Below are 21,470 nucleotides of genomic sequence, written 5' to 3'. Positions count from 1 at the left end.
ATTTTTGACTTGAAGTCTTTATTTATACTTCGGAATCTTATTTTTATTGTCATTGTTAAGACCCGTGATCGGGTAATAAATCCTTTTATTACATGCGTTTATTTGTTTTAAGTGTATTTAAACAAAAAATTAAAATTCATGAATTAACAATCATTTATTGACTTCGAAGTAAATTGGGTTGTATGTTTGTTTAGACCAAGAATTACACAACCTAGTATGATGTTGTCACAGGCAGGGTCATCAAAGGCTTGATAAACGCAGGGCACTTACAGGTTACTGCAAATAAGGTTTTATTAATCCGGGAACTATCACGATGAAGCAAGACCAACGAAAGTACCATACAACATACCTCTCCCGCGCTATTCAAAGTGCACTTCTAATCAGCGTTAGCTTTTGTGCTAGCGCCCAACAAGAAACCCCTGACAGCGAAGCTAAAGCCGCGGGTGTTGAACGTATTGAAGTAACAGCAAATCGACAATCTCAAGATTTGCAGGAAGTATCGTCTTCTGTGAGCGCGTTAGGTGCAGATGATATTTTGCGAAACGGCATTGAAAGTATCAGTGGTCTTGAAAACGTTGTTCCCGGGTTAAGAATAGGCAGCTCAGGTGGTGAAGTTCGCCCCGCTATGCGTGGTGCTCGTACAAATGAAGTGGGTGTAGCCGGTACAGGTATTGCTGAACAAGTTGTCGGTATTTTCCAAGATGGTATTTATGTGCCAACGACTACAGGCGGCTTGGGTGCTTACGTAGATATTGAGCGCATTGAAGTATTGCGCGGGCCGCAAGGAACACTCTATGGAAGAAATACATTCGCAGGTAGTATCAACGTTATTTCAAAGCAACCTGAACTTGGTTATACCAGTGGTTCTGTGAAACTCACTCACGGTAGCTATGACCGTTCGGCCTATGAAGCTATATTAAATTTGCCGTTAAGTGATAAGGCCGCTACGCGATTTGTAATGAGCCACGACCGTCATGACGGCATGATTGAAAACCATTTCTTGCCGGGCTCGTCAGACGATTTACGCGAAAAGAACCAATTCTACTTACGTAACACAACTAAATACGAATTCTCAGACGATGTCACTGCATTACTTCGCCTTGATTACAGCAAGAAAGACGCAAACTCAGAAGCGATTTGGGGTTACCAACAAACTGCGGGTTATCAAATTTCTGAAACCTCGCCGGGTTCGGGTGTTTATAACCCTATTGCTACGGTAACACCTGGCCACATTTATCAGCCAGCTGATGCTGAGCGAGATGATGAAGGCCCATACGATGTATACCGAAATGCGGTGTCTTTCGATAACCAAGAAGCGTGGTCGGCAACCTTGACGCTCGACTGGGCGATGGACTGGGCAAATGCAAAGTGGACCACTAATTATTCTGAACTGTCAGGCGAGCAATTCTACGATAACGACTACAGCGATGGTGGCTTAGACTTTGTTGGTGGCTTTGGGCGTCAGGACGATCAAAAAGCGTTTTCTACCGAACTACAGTTGTCATCTGTTGAAAGTGATAGCCCGTTTTCTTGGATAGCAGGTGTTTATTTGTTCTCGCAAGAAGCGGATTGGGAATGGCTGTGGCGTGAGGATACAACCGGTAACGGTGAGCCAGATTCTATTACGGTTCCTTCGTGGGGAAATCCAAACCACGACCCACATGAAGTCGACTCAGTAGCAGTATTTGGTCAGGCTCGTTATCAACTTAACGACAGTAATCGCTTACTGGTTGGTCTTCGCTACAACAAAGACGAAAAGACATTTACGGGCGATTCAATTCCCGATTGGGACGACTCAGCGGTATTGTGGAAATTAGCTTATGAGCTAGATGTCGCAAAAGACATGATGGTCTACGCCAGTGCAGCAACAGGTTATCGTACTGGTGGTGCTAACGACGCGAGGGTGGTAGCGCGTGGTGCCGATCCGCTATACGACAATGAAGAAGTTATTTCTTACGAAATTGGTTTAAAGAGCTTTTTATTCGATAACACCGTTCGGTTTAACGTTTCTGCTTTTGCAAACCAATACGACGACGTGAAAGCACAGCTGTTTGCAGTATCGTGTAACGACACAACAACTGACTTAACCGTGGCACAGTGCGTTTCTACTGGCGTTAGTACAACCTTTGAATACTATGAAAACGGTGGTCAGGTTGACACCTACGGGTTAGAAGCTGATTTGGAATGGCGGCCACTAAGCGAGTTAACGTTAAATGCAACCTTGGCGCTTCTTAACGCCGAGTTCGCTGACGACTTTGCGGTAGGTAATTCTCAACTTCAGCCGCTACTTGGGTTAGGCAATGTTGATGGCCGTCAGGATATAAACGATCCAAATAGCCAGTTTAGCTTTGCGGGTTACTCTCCAGCTATGTCGCCTGATTACACGCTGGGCCTAAGCGCAAGGTATGAGTACTCATTGCCAAATGGCGGTTACTTGACGCCTTATCTTCATGTGAACTTCGTTGACGATCACTACGCGTTTGATATCAACATTCCTGAAACAAAAGTAGATGCTCACGCCATGGTAACGGCTCGCATTTCTTGGGAAGTAAACGAAAACTTAAACGTCGATTTCTTTGCCAACAACCTAACAGACGAAGAAGTATTAACTCGTGCAGTGGTTCAGTCTCAAGTGCTTAATGGGCTGCCTATTAACTCCATTCAGGCAAACTGGAACAACCCACGTACGTACGGCGTAAGCTTACAGTACAAGTTTGACTAACAACTGTAGCGCAGCGCGCTATTTTAAACGCTGAACAAACTGGGCAATCACTAAGGTGATAAGCCCAGTTTTGGTTCTTAGCGCTAAATATCTACTTTACGCTCTGTTTCAAAACCCTAATTACGCATTCTTTTAACAGAGCTTTTAACAGCAGTACTCAACACTTTTTTGGGAGATATGAGATGAAAGGTTCACGTCCAGAACAAGGTATTCTTACAAAAGACAACGACTTGTCAAAAACGCAGGAAACCATTGATACCATTGACGCTATGGTCGATGGATTAAACGACCACGATATCGATAATATGGGCCGTTTCTTCAGCGAGAACTTTCGCTGGATGGGCAATGCGGGCTGCGGTTTCAAACAAGGGTTAAAAGAGTTTCAAGACAACTGGCAGCGACCGTTTCAGGCTGCGTTTTCTGATAAAGTTTGTATAGATGAAGCACGGGTAACACAAGGCGAGTGGTGCGCTGCGTTTGGTCGCCAGGAAGCAGTTCATACTGGAACCTTTATGGGAATAGAGCCTACTGGTAAGAAAGTTGAAATTCGCTATATGGATTTTTGGAAAGTGGTAGACGGTAAAATTGTAGATAACTGGGTTAACGTTGACTTCCCCTACATTATGCAGCAGCTAGGTGTAGATCCGTTCAACGGGCACGGGTGGGAAAACCGTGACTCAGGGAAAATGCCAGTACAAAACGGCGAATAGAAAATGGATAACAAACAAGCCGGACTAATGAAACTTCCGGCTTGTTTGATTTTATTACTAGAACTGGTACTTAACGCTTACCGTATAGTTAGTTGGTGAGCCCGGCATGGTCCAAAGCTGATGGTATGAGTTCTCAAAGTAATCTCTGTCGAACAGATTGTTCACGTCAAATCTCATAGAAAGCTCATCGCTGATATTCACCGACCCTGCCAAGTTCACAAGGGTATAAGACGGCAAAATGAATGTTGGATCTGTGGTTTGCCCCAATCGGTCGCCCACGTAACGCATAGTCACACCAAAGAACGCTTCTTTTTCAAATACGCTGGTGAAATGGTTAAGTGAGATATATCCCGAATGTTTTGCAATATTGATTAAGCGCGATCCTTTAGGAATAGGCACGCCAAAATCTAAGTCATTCACTGCTTTCGCGGTCTTAGCGTCGGTATACGCATATGCCATATCAAGGCGAGTGTCTGAAGTAAGGTCGGTCGTTAACTGAAATTCAACCCCTTGGCTTTCAACTTCACCAAGCGTGGCAGAAAAGCCAGTGTTCGGTTCAGCGGTTAGCATGTTGGTCTTTTCAGCATCAAAAATAGCGATGCTACCTGAAAACATATCAGCAATGTTTTCCCACTTAGCACCTACCTCAAAAGAAGTGGTTTCTTCAGGATCAAACGCGTTGCGGTCAGAATCAAGACCAGGATTGGGCCTGAAACCTTCCGCATAGCTAGTGTAAAGGCTTACAGAATCATTAATTTCATACACAAAACCCACTCGTGGTGTTACTTCTGTTTGGTCTTGTTCTTGCCCTTCATTGCTTAACTTATTAAGAATGTCTTGCTCGAACTTGTCCACGCGAAAGCCAACTAAAAGCTTGGTTGCTTCGGTAAGTTCTATTACATCTTGTGCGTAAAAACCTAACCCTTTTTGCTTTTCAGCCGTGAGTGTAGTGGGTGTAACGTCAGGTCTGAAAATGGTGTAATCTGGATTTTCAGGGTCGATGCTATAAGTGGTATCACCAGCACCCCACGCAGTGCGCCAACGACGATAGTCTGTATCGATGTGGTAGTTGTAATAGTCCAAACCAAATAAGACGTTATTTACGAAGCCTGCCACGTCTACCACGCCACTTAATTCAAAGCGTAGTGATAAGTCTTGCGCTTGATAGTCACGGGTTCTACGTTGCCTTGAAAGTATAGATGGGTCGGTATACAAAAGCTGACGGCCTTCTGACAGTTCAGTATCTGAAGACTGCCCTTCAAACGAAGAGTCTCTATATGCGAAGCCACTAAGTAAATGCCAATTGTGATTCAACTCGTGATTTAACACTAACTGATGTCCAAAGGCTTTAACTTCATGAGCTCCGTCTCTAACATCACCGTAAAAGTCTTCGGCATCTACAGCGTCGAAATCGTTATTCAAAATGAACACACCGCGATCAAGCGGCTTTTCCTGATCCAGTATTTCCATTTGATAGCTTAAGCTTGTGTGGTCAGAAATGTTCCAGATAAATGAAGGGTTAAGATTCAAATTCTTGAAAAACACGTTATCGCGATAAGTATCAGAGTCTTCGTACGAACCATTAACGCGATACGCCATGTCTGAATTTATGCCGTTCGTGTAATCGAACTCTACTTGCTTTTTATCGAAATTACCTAGGGTGCCTTGGATGTAGCCTTGCTCTTCAAACTGGGGTTTTTTGGTAATAACATTGATGGTACCGCCAGGTTCACCCTGACCATATAAGGCTGATCCCGGACCCTTCATTACTTCTATGGTTTGAACGTTAACCGTGCTTCTATTACCGCTATAGCCACGCACGTTGAAGCCGTTTATTAAATAACCCGATGGGTTATTTTCATCGCCAGAAAAACCTCGGATCGCAAAGCTATCGAACATGCCGCCAGAGTTGTTTTGTCTAACAATGGTGGGCGCAAAATCTAATGCATCGATGAAGCGTGTGATCCCTTCATTCGCTAATGTATCGGCAGTAATTCGGTCGATTGCTTGTGGGGTGTCGATTAGCGGCACGTTACCACGATATGGTTGAAAGTGTCTTTTTACCTCAATGTGTTCAAGTTCATCATGAGCACCTTGAAGGGAGCTTTCATCACTTTGCGCAGCGGCGCTTACTGATAATGCAACTAAAGAAAATATAAACGGTGTTTTAAGATCAAGCATAAGCAAGGTATTACGTGTCTTTGGCAGGTTTTGTAGAGGTTGCGAATGTTATGTTATCTCGTTTCTTTTGGCAAGAAAGGTAAGCAGACAATAAGGTGAGATTGATAATTATTGCGGGCTGCTACTGATACATACAGTCTGTTTATATTGATAAATAGAAATGTGCAGAGCTGTAAGTAAAAATAAACTTACTGGTCTAAACTCACCTGCGCAGCGTTTTCCTCGGTCTACTAATGCTATACACTTCGCGTTTTTATTACTCTTGCCTGCAGGCTGAACCTAAATTTTTAACTAGGACACTGAATGCGTCACACAATCCTATCTTTGCTCTTTTGTACTTTACCTTTTACCGCCATCGCCGCTGAAAGTGTTGATTCATCAAACGTTAACTCTGGCGTGAACAGCCACGAAGAAGGCGTAGAAAAAATTACCATTGAAGGGGCGGCGACGGCGAATAACAAGCCGGTAGGGACGTTTAATTCACCTATCTCAAATTTAGAGTACGACCCACGTGTCGATTTGCAATCAAGGAACATGGCAGAAGCGCAGGCTGACGTTACTATTCGTGGCGGTATATTCGAAAACACGGGTTTTCGCGTAGGAAGCGCAACGCTTATCGACCCGCAAACGGGGCACTATTTTGCTGAAATTCCCATTGCGCCAGAAATGTTGACGAAACCGAGTATTTTCACGGGGGTCGATAACGCGCTTTACGGCGTAAATAGCTCTGTAGGTACGGTGTCTTACGGCTGGCGACCTATCCAAACAGCAGGCAGTGTGTCACTGGGTGTGGGCAATAATAACTTCAATCTGCAGCGGGTGCACGGTGCACTAAAGCACGAGCTTAGTGATATTTCTGGCTGGTCTGTTGGAGTTGAAGGCGAGTATTCTCGCTCTGAAAGTGATGGCACCATTGCTAATGGCGATCATAATTTCGAACGCGCGTCGGGACGTATTCAGCTGGCAAGTGATGACTCACAAGCAGACGTATTTTATGGCTTTCAGCAAAAGTTTTTTGGCTGGCCTAACTTGTACACGCCTTTCAATGTAAACGAAACGGAAGACATTCAAACCCGTTTGGTCATGCTAAATCACAAACAGCGCTACGGCGAAGAGGGCATGAAAAATACCATTGAGGTTTCTGCTTACTACAGAGAGAATGACGACCATTACGTGTTCTCCCGTGAAAACCCTGAAGCGTTTCAGGCGTTTCACGAAACCCAAGTTAAGTCATTGGCGCTTTCTGGTACTCATAATGTATCGCAAGAATTTGGTATTAACTACGCAGCACAGCTTACTGCAGACGACATCACATCAACCACGCTAGATAACAATTTCACCTCTCGCGACTACTACAAAATAAGCGTAGTGCCCGAGTATCGAACTCAGTTGAACAGTAATGAATCGCTTACCGTTCGTTTTGGTGGGGCGTTTGACGATACGAATCGCGACGACGACCGACTGTCTTTTGTGGGCGATATTAGCTGGCTTGCCCAAACGGGCAACAATGCCTCGCGTACACTCTACCTTTCGTATGCAGAAGCGACGCAGGTGGCTGGCTATACTGCTGTAGGCGGCAGCACCTCAAGCGGTCTATTTAGAAGTAATAACCAGTTACAGCGGGAAGTAAGCAAAAACTTAGAGTTCGGAGCGTCATTTGATAAATCATCTTTCAAGGTTGATACCGCCGTATTCTATCGCTGGGATAACGAGCTGACAGATTGGACCTATAGCTTCGACGCTACTTCAGCTCGCAGTGCAAACCCGGTCGATATCGAAACCCTAGGTGTTGAGGTGATTGCCATTAAACGCTTTGAGAGCGCAGATGTGGTGGCCAGCTACACCTATTTAGATAAGTCTGAAGACTATCGAATTGATGAGGTAGACGCGAGCTTTTACGCCCTTAACTATCCGCCGCATCGCGCGACTCTTGGCTTGGTGTGGTTTGCAACAGATACCGTTGAAGTTCGCATGGACAATGAATGGCGAAAACAAGAAACCAATGCGCTTCGAAACGGTAGTGACTCAGCACTCTTCTCGCACGTCACACTTACCTATTCACCGGCTCAGATTGAAGGGTTAAACCTAGTTTTGGCCGTAGATAATTTGTGGGATGAGCGCTTTGAAGAAATTCCTGGTACGCCGGGTCGAGGCGACCAATACTCTGCCACCGCCACCTATTTTTGGTAAGGGAGGCGCAATGATAAAGAATCTTCCTTATACCCTAGACGACTTTGCTGGAAGATGGACGCTATCGCGTAAAATCATCCAGCGAAACGGCGACGTATTTACCTTTTCTGGCCAAGCTGAATTTAGCTGGCTCGAAGACAAAGAGGAAGTAGGTAAAGATAACGCAGGAACAGGCTACATCGGCGAGAACAATATTGGCAAAGAAGGCAAAGACAAGGGTAAAGCTTATAAGGGAAACCTCGCCTTAGCATATTATGAAAAAGGTGAGGTGATTGCGCCTAACGGAAGCGTTATGCCAGCAGAACGTCGGTATTTTTGGCAGCAACCTCAAACCGGTTTATTTGAAGTGTTATTTGATGATGAGCGCTATTTTCATACATTTAGTGCGAGCAACCCTAATGCCGAACACTTATGCGGTGATGACAATTACGTAGTGCGCTATGACTTCACTGCGTGGCCAGTGTGGCGCTCTACATGGCAGGTCAATGGCCCGCGCAAAGACTACACTATGGTAAGTGAGTATAGCCCTGCGTAGAGTCGGCTTTGTTTAGGCTTAGATCTGCTTCTGTTTTTTGGTGTATTGATGAGACATCCAAAGGGCAATAGCAATGATGGCACCGCCAAGAAGCAGGCGAGAAAAGTCGGTGTCTTTTTGCCAAAGCAGTAAATTAACCACAAGCCCCGCCGGAATAAGTGCGTTATTCATAATAGCCAACGTACCACCAGAAACGGCTAGCGCCCCTTTATTCCAAAAGTAATACCCAAGCCCTGATGCGACAATACCTAACCATAATAGTACACCCCATTGCTCGGTATTCTGGGGAAGTTGGTTTGGGTTGCCGAATAAAAAGAAAGCAGGCAATGCAACGGCTAGTGCGCCTAAATAAAACCACGCGAATATGTTGTGATAGGGCACTTGTGTTTTGAAGGTAGAGGTGAGTTTTTTATAACCCACCTGTCCTAGCGCAAAGGAAAGGTTAGCACCTTGAACAACGGCAAAACCAAACCAGTAGTTATCTGTAACGCCATCAAAGCGAATTATGGCTGCACCTGCGGTGGCAATAAGTGCGCACAATAAATAAAACGGAGTAAACCGCTTAAACAGGGCGTCGTTTAAAATGGCGACATAAAGCGGCGTAAAAATGGTGAAAAGCAGTACTTCAGGCACGGTTAAATACAAAAACGCGTGGTAGAAAAAAATGTACATTAACCCTAACTGCACGGCACCTAAACTCGCCAAGAACGCCTTTTGTTTAAGGTTCAATAATGCCGGCCTAAGGAAAGGAAGGAAAACCAGTGTGGCGAGCACAATGCGGGTCAAAACAGCAAAATAACTGTCTACTGAGCCAGCCAAAAACTCGCCAATAAGCGAAAAGGAAAATGCCCATAGGACAGTCACTGCTATTAAATAAAACACACGCTATGCTTCTTTGTAAGTTCAACCGCGGGCTAAAATAGGCCATCGCCGCTTGCATATCAACAGTCAGTTCACCCTCTATCGAAACTCGCTTGAGAAGTTTCTGTAACAACAGAGGTTTCGCAATCGTTAGGAATAGTACAAGCGCGACTATCCTGAGAAAGAGAACGACCTATCAATATAGGGTACAGCCAAGCGCCAAAGCATGCACCACATATAGGCGCGACAATAGGTACAATAAAGTAAGGAATGTCTTTCGCCCCAGAGAGCGCGTGCTCCCATCCTGCAATATAGGAAAATAGCTTTGGACCAAAATCTCGAGCAGGGTTCATGGCAAAACCGGTCAAAGGTCCTAAAGAGGAGCCAATGACAGCGATGACAATACCAATCAGTAGCGGGTTCATGGCTCCACGTGATGCACCGTTGTTTTCATCGCCCAGCGCCAGAATTGCGAACATCAACACTGCAGTTATAACGAATTCAACGCCAAAGGCCCCCCAGAATGAAAGGGCTTCGTGAGGAAAAGTAGAGAAAATGCTGGCTGTTGCTAGAGCCTCTACACTTTGGCGTGAAAGGTTGTGAGTCAGTTCATAGTCTATGAAGAGTTGATGATATAACCCGTAGATAAGTGCGGCAGCAGCGAATGCCCCCAGAAATTGAGAAAGAATGAAGGGGGCTACTTTGTGCTTTTCAAAGCCTTGAAAAAGCGCAAGTGCAATGGTTACCGCAGGATTGATATGTGCACCCGAAACTCCAGCAGTACAGTAAATGGCAACAGCTACGCCAAACCCCCAGACAATGCTTATTTCCCATTGACCGAACGAGGCGCCAGTTAATACCAATGCTGCGACTGCACCAACACCAAAGAAAATCAGAATTGCAGTGCCTATGAATTCAGCAATACACTGGCGGAAAAGCGTTGGTTCTGTGAGAGTTAACATAATTATTCCTTTTAATCTTTAACCAGTACAACGCATTGAGCAGAAAAAGAAGCGAAGGAGTTATGTCAGGGAGGATGAAAGCTGAAACCGTTTTATGTTGATGCAATAGTGCATTAGCTGTTCATTTTGACTAACAGACCGTTTAGTTCTTATTCTGACGCAGCTTCCTATGTACATTTAATTGGGACGCATCATAAAACGAACATAAACGAACTACAAATGAGCAAAAACGAATATTGGTCGTTCTTGGTATTGCTATAGCGCTCTTACTCGAAGGTAGTGAACGCTGTAAAGCTTGGTCTAGTGGAATACGGAGAGCTCTGTACTGGGGCTATTATTTTTGGTGTCGTTATCAACTTTTAAATCTCCAGCTTCTTCAACCAGTGCCGTCATGGCATCAATAATATCGAGAAAGCTTGCTAGCTGCTCTGGCGTTAGACCATTAGATAAATTTTCAATTTTAGCAATAAGCTGTTTAGTTGGTAGGCGCATAGTGTCAAAATCTCGTTGTTTTATAGCGTGAAAAACCAAAATTCAAAACATAAAGTCATGTTTTTTAGTAAGGCTTTCAAAAAACTTGCCAACATTTTTCTGACAGTTTTAGCCTATTTAGTCTCGAAACCTATTATTTATCAGTTTTTTAGATTTTTTCCTGTTTGGTTAATCTTTCTTTGCGTTCGCTGCCATCTATTAAAATCGATAATAACGCCTGCTTTTACATGTCGAAACAATGAGTAGTTTCTCCAAGTGCTGTGGTACTAGCACTGCTGTAGTGAGGCATTAGGGGCAGCGAGTACGAGTTTTTACAAGTGTTAATTCGTGCTCGCCAATTTAGTTACTTCATGTAGAAGTAAAAGAAGGCGTTGAATATGAAAAAGTAAGAATATCACTGACAGCGGCTGTCATTGCCATCAGTGCCTGTAGTTCTGATGAAAATAATGTGAATACTCCCCCTGTAGTTGAAGCAGGGGAAAGGCAAACAATAGATGAACGATCTATGGTAGTACTGCAGGGTAGCGCCAGTGATACGCAAGGTAGCGTTAGCGTTCAATGGGAGCAAGTATCGGGAAAGTCCGTAGAAATAGAAGACGCAAATTCACTAAACGCGAGCTTTCGTGCGCCGTCTACCTCAGATGACGAGACCCTAGTATTTCGCCTTATCGCAACCGATAGTGAAGGGACTACGGCCTTTGATGATGTAACGATTGTAGTGAACGACCGTAGAGCATCGTCTCAAGGGATAAACGAAGATGCTAACGAGCGAAGAGAGCGGGTTAACAATAACAGGGACGACGACAACGACTTTGTTGATAACAGAGAAGTTAGAACAATAGATGGCTCTTTAAACAATAATGCTAACCCACTGTGGGGTGCCGCGTTTACCCAGTTAAAACGTTGGGTTGAGCCAGACTATGAAGATGGCATTTCTACTATGTCGGGCGTCAATCGACCTAGTGCTCGCTTAATTTCCAATAATATACATCATCAAGATACTGGCGAAGTTATACCCAATAATTTCGGAACTTCTGATGTTGTTTGGCAGTGGGGTCAGTTTATCGATCATGACTTCGGTTTAACTGATGGTCTGGAAGAGATTGCGGACATCTCGGTGCCCGTTGGAGATACGTTTTTTGACCCACAAAGCACTGGTTCCGCGACTATTTTGTTCTCAAGAGCTATCTTCGACCATGATACGGGCACATCCACTCGAAACCCTAGAGAGCAAGAAAATGAGCTTACCGCATGGATCGATGGAAGCATGATCTATGGCTCTGACGAACAGCGTGCGTTGGCGATAAGAGTCGGGGAAAATAGCCCTTACTTAGCCACGAGTGAAGGTAACTTATTGCCTTTCAATACTAGCGGCCAAACCAACGGTAATGCGTTTGGTGTGGAAGACAGCGAGCTATTTTTAGGTGGCGAAGTGCGTGCCAACGAACAAGTTGGGCTTACCGTAATGCACACTTTGTGGGTAAGAGAGCACAATCGACTTGCAGCTATATTGGAAGATCAGTTGTCAGGAGCATCTGGCGAAGAGATCTTTCAAGCCGCTCGGCGTCTAGTGATAGCTGAAATTCAGGCTATAACTTACAACGAGTATTTGCCCGCACTTATTGGCGATAACGCGCTATCTCGCTATCAAGGCTATGATAACACTGTAGACCCAGGGCTTTATAATGCGTTCTCTGTTGCAGCATTTCGTCATGGTCATTCGCTTATTAACGACCAGATACTGAGACTTGATGCACAGGGAAATACGATTGATGAAGGGAATTTGTCGGTCCGCGAAGTGTTCTTTACGGCGCCCTACATACTTACTGATGAGCAGAGTGTTGAGCCTATTTTGAGAGGCCTTGCAAATCAGCTTCACCAAGCTATCGACGTGAAAGTGACTAGCGAATTGCGCAACTTTTTGTTTGGCTTACCGGGTCAAGGTGGTTTAGATTTGGTTGCGCTGAACATTCAACGAGGACGAGATCACGGCGTACCTTCTTACAATGATATGCGGGATCAATTCGGTCTAGTGCGTAGGCAGTCATTTAGCGAAGTTACCTCGAACACTGAGTTACAACACGTTTTAGAGACTACCTATGATAGCGTTGGCGATATTGACTTGTTTACCGGCGGTTTAGCTGAAGACCCAGTAGCGGATGAAGGTTCCCAGTTAGGACCTTTGTTTCGTGCAATGGTCACTGAGCAATTTGAAGCCCTTCGAGATGGCGACAGGTTTTGGTACCAAAACTATCTTACGGATGAAGAGCTAGACATGATAAATGGCGTGACCCTTGCCGATGTTATTCGTAACAACACAGGTATTAGAAATGAAATACCAGACAACGTGTTTTACGTGAGTAACTCGACTAACTAGCTACAAGTTCGATACCGCTATACAATTTGTGTAGCGGTATTTTCACTACCTCATGTTTTCTATTCCACCCCTATGAATTAAAATCACCAAGACGCGATGCAGCTCATCTTACAGCACAAAAATGACGCTAATGTTGATGAGCCAATAATGCATAGCGTATTTCCTGAAGGGGTATGCATTGTGGTACAGAAAAACAAACCTGGTTTATCCCTTTTGAGGCGCTATGCGTTTCTTCAACGGATTTGAGAAAAGCGTTAGTAAAACTAACTAATGACGCACGGGAAATGCTTAATGTACTGAATACGGTGTCGTAACTGCTGAGATCTTGAGAATAGCTAGCTGGTTTAAATGGTAGCTGTCTATAGTTGCTTCGTTTTCGTCATAGTGCCATGGTAGGTAAACCTTCGAACTAACGCTTAACCATGGAGCATCAAAGATGACAGATATAAAACGTAGGCAGTTTGTAACGAGTGCTGGCGCACTGGCTTCTTTTGCTGCACTACCCGCTAGTGCCAGCTCTCCAAGTTCTTTACTTTCAGACTCTGCATCTGCTAAGTCTTCAAGCATGAAAAGCAGTATGCTTCCTCCCATACTTCATATGGTTTATTTTTGGCTTAACAATCCTGGCTCTAATGAAGATAGAGCGAAGTTGATAGCTGGCTTAGAGTCCTTAAAAGCTATACCGCAAATTCATTCCCTTCACATTGGCCTACCTGCCAATACTTTAAAGCGCGATGTTATTGATAATTCTTTTGATGTGTCTGAGCTCATGTTTTTTGAAAGTATCGAGGCCCAAAATGAATACCAATCTCATCCAATTCATAAACAATTTGTTGAGCAGTGCTCAGGTTTATGGCGCAAGGTTGTAGTGCGAGATTCTGTTTCGGTGTAGGGCTTATTGAGTTAAACCGCAATGTAGCGCTTGGCTTTGCGGGGGAAAGGACAAGTAAGCTGAGATATTACTCTCCTTTTCGTATCGATATTCTACTTATCTGGATGCAATCAGTACCGAAATCACTCATCACCAATTTTACCAAGCAATGTGTAAAAACTACGGTAAAAAATGGTGGCTATGTAAAGCTCAATAAGAATAACCCTCACTTTACAAGTACTTGGCCGTTTATATTATTGGCCCTTGAGTTGCACATCTAACTGCCTCTATTCGAGTCATCGCTAATATCGCGATGCAATCTTCTTTTTTATTCCACCCCTCGCGTTGGAGCGCTAACAAAATGTGTGAAAATTTAATAGGTCCAGGTGTAGTAAAAACACAAACTGGATATCGTTTTTCCGTATGGGCGCCTAATGCGCAAAGTGTTTCACTTACCGGAGATTTTAATGACTGGAATCGCCCGGGTATCAGTATGCAGCAACAAGATAACGGTGTGTGGTGGTGTGAAACCGATGATGCTAAATGTGGCCATGAATACAAGTATGAAGTGACTAATGCTAAAGGTGATTGCGCTCTGAAAAACGACCCCAGGGCACGGTTGATGACCAATAGTGTAGGTAACAGCGTTATTTATGACGATGCATTCAGTTGGGAAGTAGATAACTTTAAAGCAGCCCCTATTCATCAACGAATTATCTACGAGCTTCATATCGGCACATTTCACCGCAAAAACGGCGAGCAAGGTACATTCGATTCGGCCATAGAGAAGCTTGATTACTTAGCATCGCTAGGCATAAACATGATAGAGCTTATGCCAGTAAACGAATTTGCTGGCGATATAAGTTGGGGCTACAACCCAGCATGCCCCTTTGCGGTCGAAGAAGCTTATGGCGGGCCTGATGGCCTAAAACGCTTTATCGACGCAGCGCACAAACAGGGCATAGGCGTAATAATGGATGTAGTGTATAACCATTTCGGCCCTAGTGACTTGGATATCTGGCAATTTGATGGCTGGAGCGAGAACGACAAGGGGGGAATTTATTTCTACAACGATGAGCGTTCCGCTACCCCATGGGGTGACACGCGGCCTGACTATGGCCGTCAAGAAGTACGAGACTACATTACCGACAATGCCATGATGTGGCTTCAAGAGTTCAAGGCAGATGGGCTGCGTATGGATATGGTGCCTTTCATGCGTACCGTCTCTGGTGCAGACTCGGGAGAAGATGATATCCCAGAAGCTTATGAATTAATTAAGGGAATAAATGGGTGTATTCAACAAGCATGCGCTGAAAAAATGACAATTGCTGAAGACCTTCACCAGCACGACTACATTACAAACCCCTTAGATGGTGGAGGCTGTGGTTACACGGCTCAATGGGACGCTGCATTTGTACATCCAGTGCGTGAAGTGCTTACTCAATCTAATGATGAAAACGTCAATCTTGATGTGCTCGTTGATGCATTATGCAAGCAGTACAGCGGTAGCCCCTTTGCTAGAGTGGTTTATACCGAATCTCACGATGAAGTGGCTAATGGAAAGGCTCGCTTGGTTGAAGAAATTGCGCCTGGAAATGTAGATGGCGATTACTTTGCACGTCAAAAGGGGATTTTAGCCGCGACGCTGGTACTTACAAGCGCTGGCATCCCTATGTTGTTTCAAGGGCAAGAATTTAAAGAGTCTGGTTGGTTTGACGACGTAAAAGACCTAGATTGGTCACGAAGCGATAGTTTTGATGAATACCTAGAGGCGGTGACGGCGTTGATCAAATTACGCAAAGGCGAGGACAAGGCAACCACCGGGCTAACTGGCGCAAATACAGAGATTGTTCATCAAGACAGTAAGAACAAAGTGTTGGGCTATCGCCGTTTCAATGACATCGCCAATGAATCGGTGTGGGTGTATCTTCATCTAGGTGGCGAAGACATAGATGATTATCAGTTATCAGGATTGCCGGCTGAACCCCATTGCTTATTTGCGTGGTCAGACGGGTTGTGTACCCAGTCTATTCATATAGAAAACGGGAGAATAAGGCTTCCATCATTCGGTATTTTTATTTTGACCGAGAGTGGTAACGTAGAGTAATTCTTAAGACAGGGAAGTAGCTATCTACTCAGCTATATAACGTTTTTATTTAGCACTTGATGGAAATATAGAAAGGCCTCACGGAGTATAAGATGTCCATTAGGCCTTTTTTGTTGATAAAGATCGTAATTAAAGGCTAGTCGTGTACGGTTTTTCTATTCTACTAACGGTAGGAAAATTATTTCGACTCAAGAAGCCTTATCCAGTGGTCAAAAACACCTAGATTTTCCAGAATAATCTTAACGCACATTAATATGGGCACTGCTAGTAAAACGCCCACTACGCCCCATAACCAGCCTGTAATGGCTATCCAAATTATAATAATCAGCGGGTTAAGCTGCATACTGCGCCCCAATACGGCTGGGGTAATCAACTGAGACTCAATAATATTCAAAACCAAAAAGACACCGGCTGGCAGAAATGCGCTGCTGGTAAGTCCAAACTGAACAACCCCTACCACTAGCAACACCATGCTACTTGCAATACCACCCAGGTAGGGAACAAAGTTCATCAAGGCAACGAGTGCTCCCCACAGAAGCGCGTCTTCAATCTTCAAATAGTAAAAGGCGCCAGCTGTAGCCAGCCCTAAACATGTGTTTATGATACTGATTGTGACTATATAGGCTGAAAGCTCTCGTTGAATTTGATCGACTAATACCAATGCTCGCCTTTTATCTGTAACAACTGGGAAGTCTCTTATAAAAACATGAAATAGGTTAGGCCCAAAAACCAACAAGAAAAAAATCAATACTACGCAGGCCATGATTTGTGCTAGTAGAAATGGAGCATTACTAAATAGGGTTAACCCCATATCAATGCCACTTTGCTTAATTTTATCCGTTACTGAATTTGAAGTGTCTGGCGATGTAACCACCTGTTTAGCGGAATCATCGTCGTCAAACCAGTCAAAAATAGACGACTCCTTTTCGACAGGAGCGTTGGCGGGAGGTGTAGTATAGGCATCAATACTACTGCTAATTTCTTCTATTTCTTCGGTGATCTCGGCGGCTATTTTAGGTAGCGAATGCATCCAACGCTCGGCAGGTTCAGCAAGTTCTACAGTGAGTAGAGTGAAGGGGGTAATTAGCAGTGCAATTAATGCTCCTGCCGAAATAGTCCGCGGTACGTATACCTTTCTAGCAATGGCGACAAGTGGGCTTAACAGTAAGGCTATAAAGGCTGAAAAGAACAACGGGATTAGTAAGGATTTCGCTAAATACATGGTGTAGATGAAAGCGAAGATTACCAATGTATTTAGTAGTTTAGTTTGTTTGGCTATTTTAGGGTACGCGCCAGTTAAGTTCTTTTTTTGTTTTTCGTTAGTAGAGCCAGCGTTATCCATGTCTTAGCCTTAGGTGAGAAGCGAACTTTGCGCGAGTTTTTTAAACATTGATGAACTTAGAGTATAAATATTACGAAAATTTCATGATTAAAGTTCAGTGCGTAGCATTTTGAAACGTGAGAATAAATCCGAAAAGATAAGTTGTTAAGATAATTTTTGCACGCTCATAACGATATACAGATTTAGTGCTGTAATTCTGAGTATTCTTGTTGTTTTAGTAATATATGTGTGATCTGTATAGGCAATTGAGTCACTACTAAAAGCATACATGGATTTTCTTCTTATGGAGAGCGCTAATGTCCCGCATCACTCGTCGTCATTTTCTGCAAATAGCGGGCTCAGGTTTGCTCGTTGCCCACAGCCCTTTTTTACTCGCTCAGCCTGCTAAAAAGAAGTTAGGGGTGGCACTGCTTGGGCTAGGCAATTACAGCACAAATCTATTGGCACCGGCGCTGCGGCACACTAAACACTGCGAGCTGCGAGGTATCATCACGGGTAGCGAAGAAAAAATTCCTAAGTGGCAAAGAAAGTACGGTATTAAAGACGCCAACGTATATACATACCGTACCATGTCAGAGATTGCCAATAACGACGATATCGACGTTATCTATGTTGTTACCCCCACAGGTACGCATAAAGACTTTGCCGTGGAAGCTGCAAATACTGGAAAACATGTGTGGTGTGAAAAGCCAATGGCGATGGATAGCGAGGAGTGCCAAGCTATCATCGATGCCTGTAATAAAAATAATGTAACCTTGTCTATCGGCTATCGCATGCAGCACGAACCTAATACACGCACTTTTCATCAGTATCTAAAAACAAAACCCTACGGAAATATAACAGCGGTATCGAGCTTTGCCGGTTATGCTGGACAGGGTAGGGCGGCAGACAACTGGCGCATGAAAAAGCATATGGGAGGCGGTGCACTCTATGACATGGGTGTTTATGCCATAAACAGCGCGCGCTTTCTAACGGGGCGAGAGCCTTTGTCTGTAACTGGTAGCCATCCTCCTCAACGTTTCCCAAACAAGTTTACTGAAGTTGATGAAACTACCTTATTCACCATGGACTTTGGCGACGGGCTGGTGGCAGATTGCGGCACTAGCGTAGTAAAAGGGTTTAACCATTTTAAAGCTGACTGTAAAGACGGTTGGTATCAGCTAAAACCTATGCAGAGCTACAATGGCGTAACAGGCACAACGTCTGACGGGAAAACGCTGCCACCTATTGACGAAATGCAGCAAACGCTTCAAATGGATAACGACGCTTTAGCCATAATAGCTGGGCGACAGCCAATGGTACCCGGTAGTGAAGGGCTTGCTGATATCAAAATCGTGAACGCGATATTTGAAGCAGCAAAAACTGGTCAAACGGTTAGGCTGTAAGGCTTTATCAACAAACTCAATAGGGGCAAAAGCAGAGCATTAATAATTCGTTGTTCATGTAATGCTAGGTTTGGCGTTCGCTTCGCCTTGAATGCACGAAGTCTCAAGATACGAAGCTTTCCCCTTAAGTCATGTAACGCCTAGACAGTCGATTAACGAGTTTAGCTTTGTCGCATCGGTTAACTCGCTAAACCATGGGGGTATCTCAACCCCGTGCATCAGCCCTAGTATGGCCCCTAACACAAAACCGCGATGCACGTTGTCACCGCCCACATTAGTGTTTGCTATAAGCGCTCTTTTCGGATTATCTGCATAGCGGTATGCAAAATATAATACGGCGGGCCAGGCGTTTGAGATATAACATGCCGGCGAATACATACGCCCAACAACTTCAATATCGCTTTTGTTCTTTGCCGTAAGGGACGCCAAGTTCAGTCCTGCTGACTTACTCGCAATATCCTCTAAAATATTTTTGGGGGATTCATCTTGGCGGTGCGCTAATTTGTATATCAGCTCAACATAGTAATCGCATACTGAAGCTAACGGTTCGTCGGGATGAGTCAAATACAAGTGCTTACGACACAGATATTTGATGTCGTTAAGTGCAGTATTTTTAGCTGCTTCTACTACCGCTAAAGGTGTTACTGATACAAAAGCCCCTATTGAAGCCGTATCATGGGTAACCGCTCCACATTTTTCTGCCGAAATGCCCTGTTCAAGGTTTGCGAAAAAACCTCTGTGATAAGACTCGGCATACGTGTCAGGGTGTTTAGGAACATCGGCGCGCATAAAGCTAATGTATTGGTTTAAAAACTCATCTGCGTCATAACCTCTAAGGGCGCAGGTTAGAACAATACGGGCGCAGTGGGCATTAAGCGTATTTTCACCCGCTTTCATCCCCTGATGATAATGAACATTGTCTTTACCCCAGTACTGCCTTTTCCCTTTAAGAATGACCTCACCCACTATCTCTTTTGGGCGAGCTGATGCTTTGTTTGCGCGACCACCTTGCTGTGTGGAATGCAGCGACATTATTGAAGAGGGATGAAAGGACGGCGCATCCTCAAACTGCTCTATTCCTAACGGAAACTGTTTGTAGATATCGGCTGGGTTGTAAAACCAGTGCACCGGCATAGCGAGTGGTCGCCGACAAATGCGTTTTTAAGTGCTGCTCTTGCGCGTTCTATGATTTTTGAAGCCATCTTTCCTCTCGCCTGCCAACTAACTCGTTTGGATGGGAATGGGTGTATCAACTTCTTTAAAATACGCGCATATGGGTAAAAATGATCGCTTTAATGCTCATCAAACAACGACTTGTTGCGGATATATTTTCGCATGTAGTGGTAGGTAATAGGGCGTAACAACCAACTTTGAAGCGACATAAAAAAGCGCTTATGCGTAGGTGTGTTTTCATATATTTTGTCGTCGTGCAGCCAAAGCATTTTACCCACGTGCCAAAAGTAAAAAGGAAAGGGCGGCATAAAGGTGATTACGTCTAAGTCGCAACAAATACGGTAGGTCCTGTGGTGTAGCGTGTAGTGTTTGTACCACGAGCGCGTGCCAACGGCTGGTTGACCAAAAGTCACTACTCTTTTCACTGACTTAGGGAATCGCCTTTGGAAATAATCGGCCATGAGCACAGCGACAGCTCCGCCTGATGAATGGCCAATAAACGAAAAGCGTTTGCCTTGGGCGCGAAGTGGTTCTAGTACTTTTACAAGTAATTCCCTTAGCGGTAAAGCGTCCTCAGAGGTTTTTGTACTTGAATACATTGGCTGCGCAAGTAATCTCGCAAACCCCCAATGAACAAAAAAGCTTCTGTTCAACTGACGTAATCTAAAGGGTATAAAGAACAAATTAGCGAACCAGTCTTTAAAGCCCAACGAACCGCGAAATACGATGATGACTTCTTTTTTGTTCTCAACCCACAATATTCTTACACTCATTCTGCCGTATTTGTCGACCAGTTGGCGTTCATGAAAGGGGTCTAATATTTTTTTGTATTGCGCGTCGGCGTCGGGGTAGGCGAGTTGACAGAGGATGGCATATCGTTCGTATTGATAGCGTTTCAATTTCTTCATGAAAACTCATATCGGAGCAATGTGCATTTTGAATTAGTGCTTTTGACGGCACTTTCAGAGAACCTTATACGCTATAGGATATTTATTTCAAAGATATGACGGTGACCAATTTTTTGGGGAAGTTAAGGATAAAAAGGCTTTATGTAGTGGGGGAATACCAATAATCACAAAGCCTAAAATCCGTTTTTGCTTTCTATGCTTATTCTGCAATCTCAGCAGCAACAACAGAAATTTCTACAAGAAGCGCCTCGCGTGCCATATCGGCTGTAACGCAAGCTCGCGCTGGAGCGTAACCCTCTGGAACCCAGTTATCCCATACCTCATTCATCTTCGCAAAATCATCCATGGTTTTAAGATAAATGGTCGCTGAAAGCATATGCTTTCTATCGCTTCCCGCTTGAACAAGTAAGCTATCCACTTTATCAAGCATGGTTTGAGTTTGGTGGGTAATATCTTGCGTAGCATCTGCACATACTTGCCCGCATAAGTAGATAACGCCATTGTGCTTCACAATGCGACTCATGCGCTGCTTGGTTTCTATTCGTTCAATGTTCATGAATTAGAGCCTTTCAGGAAGTGGGAAGAGTTTGTGTTGAGCGACTTTAATTGGTTTGCGGGGTTACTTCAATTATTAGTGTGTTGCGAAAAAGGCGA

General features: G+C 44.3%; 16 protein-coding genes and 1 pseudogene. 8 read left to right on the top strand and 9 right to left on the bottom strand.

Features of this window, described 5'->3' with window-relative positions:
• Window positions 1-313 precede the first annotated feature (313 nt).
• Both KL866_RS14070 and KL866_RS14065 read left to right on the top strand, forming a co-directional pair.
• Window positions 314-2,722: a TonB-dependent receptor gene (locus KL866_RS14070; RefSeq protein ID WP_025256357.1), complete on the top strand. Its 2,409-nt coding sequence runs from the start codon at window positions 314-316 to the stop codon at window positions 2,720-2,722.
• Between the two features lie 182 nt (window positions 2,723-2,904).
• On the top strand, window positions 2,905-3,432 hold the full coding sequence (locus KL866_RS14065; RefSeq protein WP_025256356.1) for an ester cyclase: 528 nt from the start codon (window positions 2,905-2,907) through the stop codon (window positions 3,430-3,432).
• Window positions 3,433-3,489: 57 nt separating this feature from the next.
• Here KL866_RS14065 and KL866_RS14060 read toward each other — a convergent pair whose 3' ends face one another.
• Complete coding sequence (locus KL866_RS14060) at window positions 3,490-5,613, bottom strand: TonB-dependent siderophore receptor (protein WP_025256355.1); 2,124 nt, start codon at window positions 5,611-5,613, stop codon at window positions 3,490-3,492.
• Between the two features lie 303 nt (window positions 5,614-5,916).
• On the opposite strand from KL866_RS14060, the gene KL866_RS14055 reads away from it, so the two are divergent.
• Both KL866_RS14055 and KL866_RS14050 read left to right on the top strand, forming a co-directional pair.
• Entirely contained in the window at window positions 5,917-7,803 is a 1,887-nt protein-coding gene (locus KL866_RS14055; protein WP_214995577.1) for a TonB-dependent receptor domain-containing protein, read from the top strand.
• A 10-nt stretch (window positions 7,804-7,813) separates the two neighbouring features.
• Complete coding sequence (locus KL866_RS14050) at window positions 7,814-8,338, top strand: DUF6314 family protein (RefSeq protein ID WP_214995575.1); 525 nt, start codon at window positions 7,814-7,816, stop codon at window positions 8,336-8,338.
• Between the two features lie 18 nt (window positions 8,339-8,356).
• Here KL866_RS14050 and KL866_RS14045 read toward each other — a convergent pair whose 3' ends face one another.
• The 3 genes from KL866_RS14045 to KL866_RS14035 form a co-directional block, all read right to left on the bottom strand.
• Window positions 8,357-9,220: a DMT family transporter gene (locus tag KL866_RS14045; protein ID WP_214995573.1), complete on the bottom strand. Its 864-nt coding sequence runs from the start codon at window positions 9,218-9,220 to the stop codon at window positions 8,357-8,359.
• 71 nt (window positions 9,221-9,291) lie between these two features.
• Complete coding sequence (locus KL866_RS14040) at window positions 9,292-10,161, bottom strand: MIP/aquaporin family protein (protein WP_214995571.1); 870 nt, start codon at window positions 10,159-10,161, stop codon at window positions 9,292-9,294.
• Between the two features lie 300 nt (window positions 10,162-10,461).
• Window positions 10,462-10,653 (bottom strand): hypothetical protein, encoded by a 192-nt coding sequence (locus KL866_RS14035; protein ID WP_118492410.1) that lies wholly within the window; start codon window positions 10,651-10,653, stop codon window positions 10,462-10,464.
• Window positions 10,654-11,101: 448 nt separating this feature from the next.
• Here KL866_RS14035 and KL866_RS14030 point away from each other — a divergent pair, with 448 nt between their 5' ends.
• Complete coding sequence (locus KL866_RS14030; RefSeq protein WP_214995569.1) at window positions 11,102-13,030, top strand: peroxidase family protein; 1,929 nt, start codon at window positions 11,102-11,104, stop codon at window positions 13,028-13,030.
• A 288-nt stretch (window positions 13,031-13,318) separates the two neighbouring features.
• Here KL866_RS14030 and KL866_RS20335 read toward each other — a convergent pair whose 3' ends face one another.
• Complete coding sequence (locus KL866_RS20335; RefSeq protein WP_251140068.1) at window positions 13,319-13,597, bottom strand: hypothetical protein; 279 nt, start codon at window positions 13,595-13,597, stop codon at window positions 13,319-13,321.
• Here KL866_RS20335 and KL866_RS14025 point away from each other — a divergent pair.
• Both KL866_RS14025 and KL866_RS14020 read left to right on the top strand, forming a co-directional pair.
• A complete protein-coding gene (locus KL866_RS14025; protein ID WP_251140066.1) occupies window positions 13,512-13,922 on the top strand; it encodes a Dabb family protein in 411 nt (136 codons plus the stop codon). The genes KL866_RS20335 and KL866_RS14025 overlap by 86 nt on opposite strands.
• Before the next feature lie 340 nt (window positions 13,923-14,262).
• Window positions 14,263-16,008, top strand: a complete 1,746-nt coding sequence (locus KL866_RS14020) for an alpha-amylase family glycosyl hydrolase (protein WP_214995567.1) — start codon at window positions 14,263-14,265, stop codon at window positions 16,006-16,008.
• A 178-nt stretch (window positions 16,009-16,186) separates the two neighbouring features.
• On the opposite strand, the gene KL866_RS14015 is transcribed toward KL866_RS14020, so the two are convergent.
• Complete coding sequence (locus KL866_RS14015; protein ID WP_025256346.1) at window positions 16,187-17,350, bottom strand: AI-2E family transporter; 1,164 nt, start codon at window positions 17,348-17,350, stop codon at window positions 16,187-16,189.
• Window positions 17,351-17,646: 296 nt separating this feature from the next.
• Here KL866_RS14015 and KL866_RS14010 point away from each other — a divergent pair, with 296 nt between their 5' ends.
• Window positions 17,647-18,735: a Gfo/Idh/MocA family protein gene (locus KL866_RS14010; protein ID WP_214995565.1), complete on the top strand. Its 1,089-nt coding sequence runs from the start codon at window positions 17,647-17,649 to the stop codon at window positions 18,733-18,735.
• A gap of 129 nt (window positions 18,736-18,864) precedes the next feature.
• Here KL866_RS14010 and KL866_RS14005 read toward each other — a convergent pair.
• The 3 genes and pseudogenes from KL866_RS14005 to KL866_RS13995 all read right to left on the bottom strand — a co-directional run bounded on the left by KL866_RS14005 (window position 18,865) and on the right by KL866_RS13995 (window position 21,372).
• Window positions 18,865-19,937, bottom strand: a pseudogene (locus KL866_RS14005) (ADP-ribosylglycohydrolase family protein).
• A 90-nt stretch (window positions 19,938-20,027) separates the two neighbouring features.
• A complete protein-coding gene (locus tag KL866_RS14000; RefSeq protein WP_025256343.1) occupies window positions 20,028-20,816 on the bottom strand; it encodes a lipase family protein in 789 nt (262 codons plus the stop codon).
• A 199-nt stretch (window positions 20,817-21,015) separates the two neighbouring features.
• Entirely contained in the window at window positions 21,016-21,372 is a 357-nt protein-coding gene (locus KL866_RS13995) for a RidA family protein (RefSeq protein ID WP_118492442.1), read from the bottom strand.
• Window positions 21,373-21,470 lie beyond the last annotated feature (98 nt).

It is taken from the genome of Alteromonas sp. ALT199, from assembly GCF_018619335.1.
Classification (GTDB): domain Bacteria; phylum Pseudomonadota; class Gammaproteobacteria; order Enterobacterales; family Alteromonadaceae; genus Alteromonas.
Note: the sequence above shows the minus strand (reverse complement) of the source record. Positions and strands in the feature narration are given on the sequence as shown.

Bases quoted from the DNA above. Each gene is read 5' to 3' on its own strand.
- KL866_RS13995 (WP_118492442.1), bottom strand. From the start codon at position 21,372: ATGAACATTGAACGAATAGAAACCAAGCAGCGCATGAGTCGCATTGTG.
- KL866_RS14035 (WP_118492410.1), bottom strand. From the start codon at position 10,653: ATGCGCCTACCAACTAAACAGCTTATTGCTAAAATTGAAAATTTATCT.
- KL866_RS14060 (WP_025256355.1), bottom strand. From the start codon at position 5,613: ATGCTTGATCTTAAAACACCGTTTATATTTTCTTTAGTTGCATTATCA.
- KL866_RS14020 (WP_214995567.1), top strand. From the start codon at position 14,263: ATGTGTGAAAATTTAATAGGTCCAGGTGTAGTAAAAACACAAACTGGA.
- KL866_RS14055 (WP_214995577.1), top strand. From the start codon at position 5,917: ATGCGTCACACAATCCTATCTTTGCTCTTTTGTACTTTACCTTTTACC.
- KL866_RS14015 (WP_025256346.1), bottom strand. From the start codon at position 17,350: ATGGATAACGCTGGCTCTACTAACGAAAAACAAAAAAAGAACTTAACT.
- KL866_RS14010 (WP_214995565.1), top strand. From the start codon at position 17,647: ATGTCCCGCATCACTCGTCGTCATTTTCTGCAAATAGCGGGCTCAGGT.
- KL866_RS14040 (WP_214995571.1), bottom strand. From the start codon at position 10,161: ATGTTAACTCTCACAGAACCAACGCTTTTCCGCCAGTGTATTGCTGAA.
- KL866_RS14065 (WP_025256356.1), top strand. From the start codon at position 2,905: ATGAAAGGTTCACGTCCAGAACAAGGTATTCTTACAAAAGACAACGAC.
- KL866_RS14050 (WP_214995575.1), top strand. From the start codon at position 7,814: ATGATAAAGAATCTTCCTTATACCCTAGACGACTTTGCTGGAAGATGG.
- KL866_RS20335 (WP_251140068.1), bottom strand. From the start codon at position 13,597: ATGCTTGAAGACTTAGCAGATGCAGAGTCTGAAAGTAAAGAACTTGGA.
- KL866_RS14070 (WP_025256357.1), top strand. From the start codon at position 314: ATGAAGCAAGACCAACGAAAGTACCATACAACATACCTCTCCCGCGCT.
- KL866_RS14000 (WP_025256343.1), bottom strand. From the start codon at position 20,816: ATGAAGAAATTGAAACGCTATCAATACGAACGATATGCCATCCTCTGT.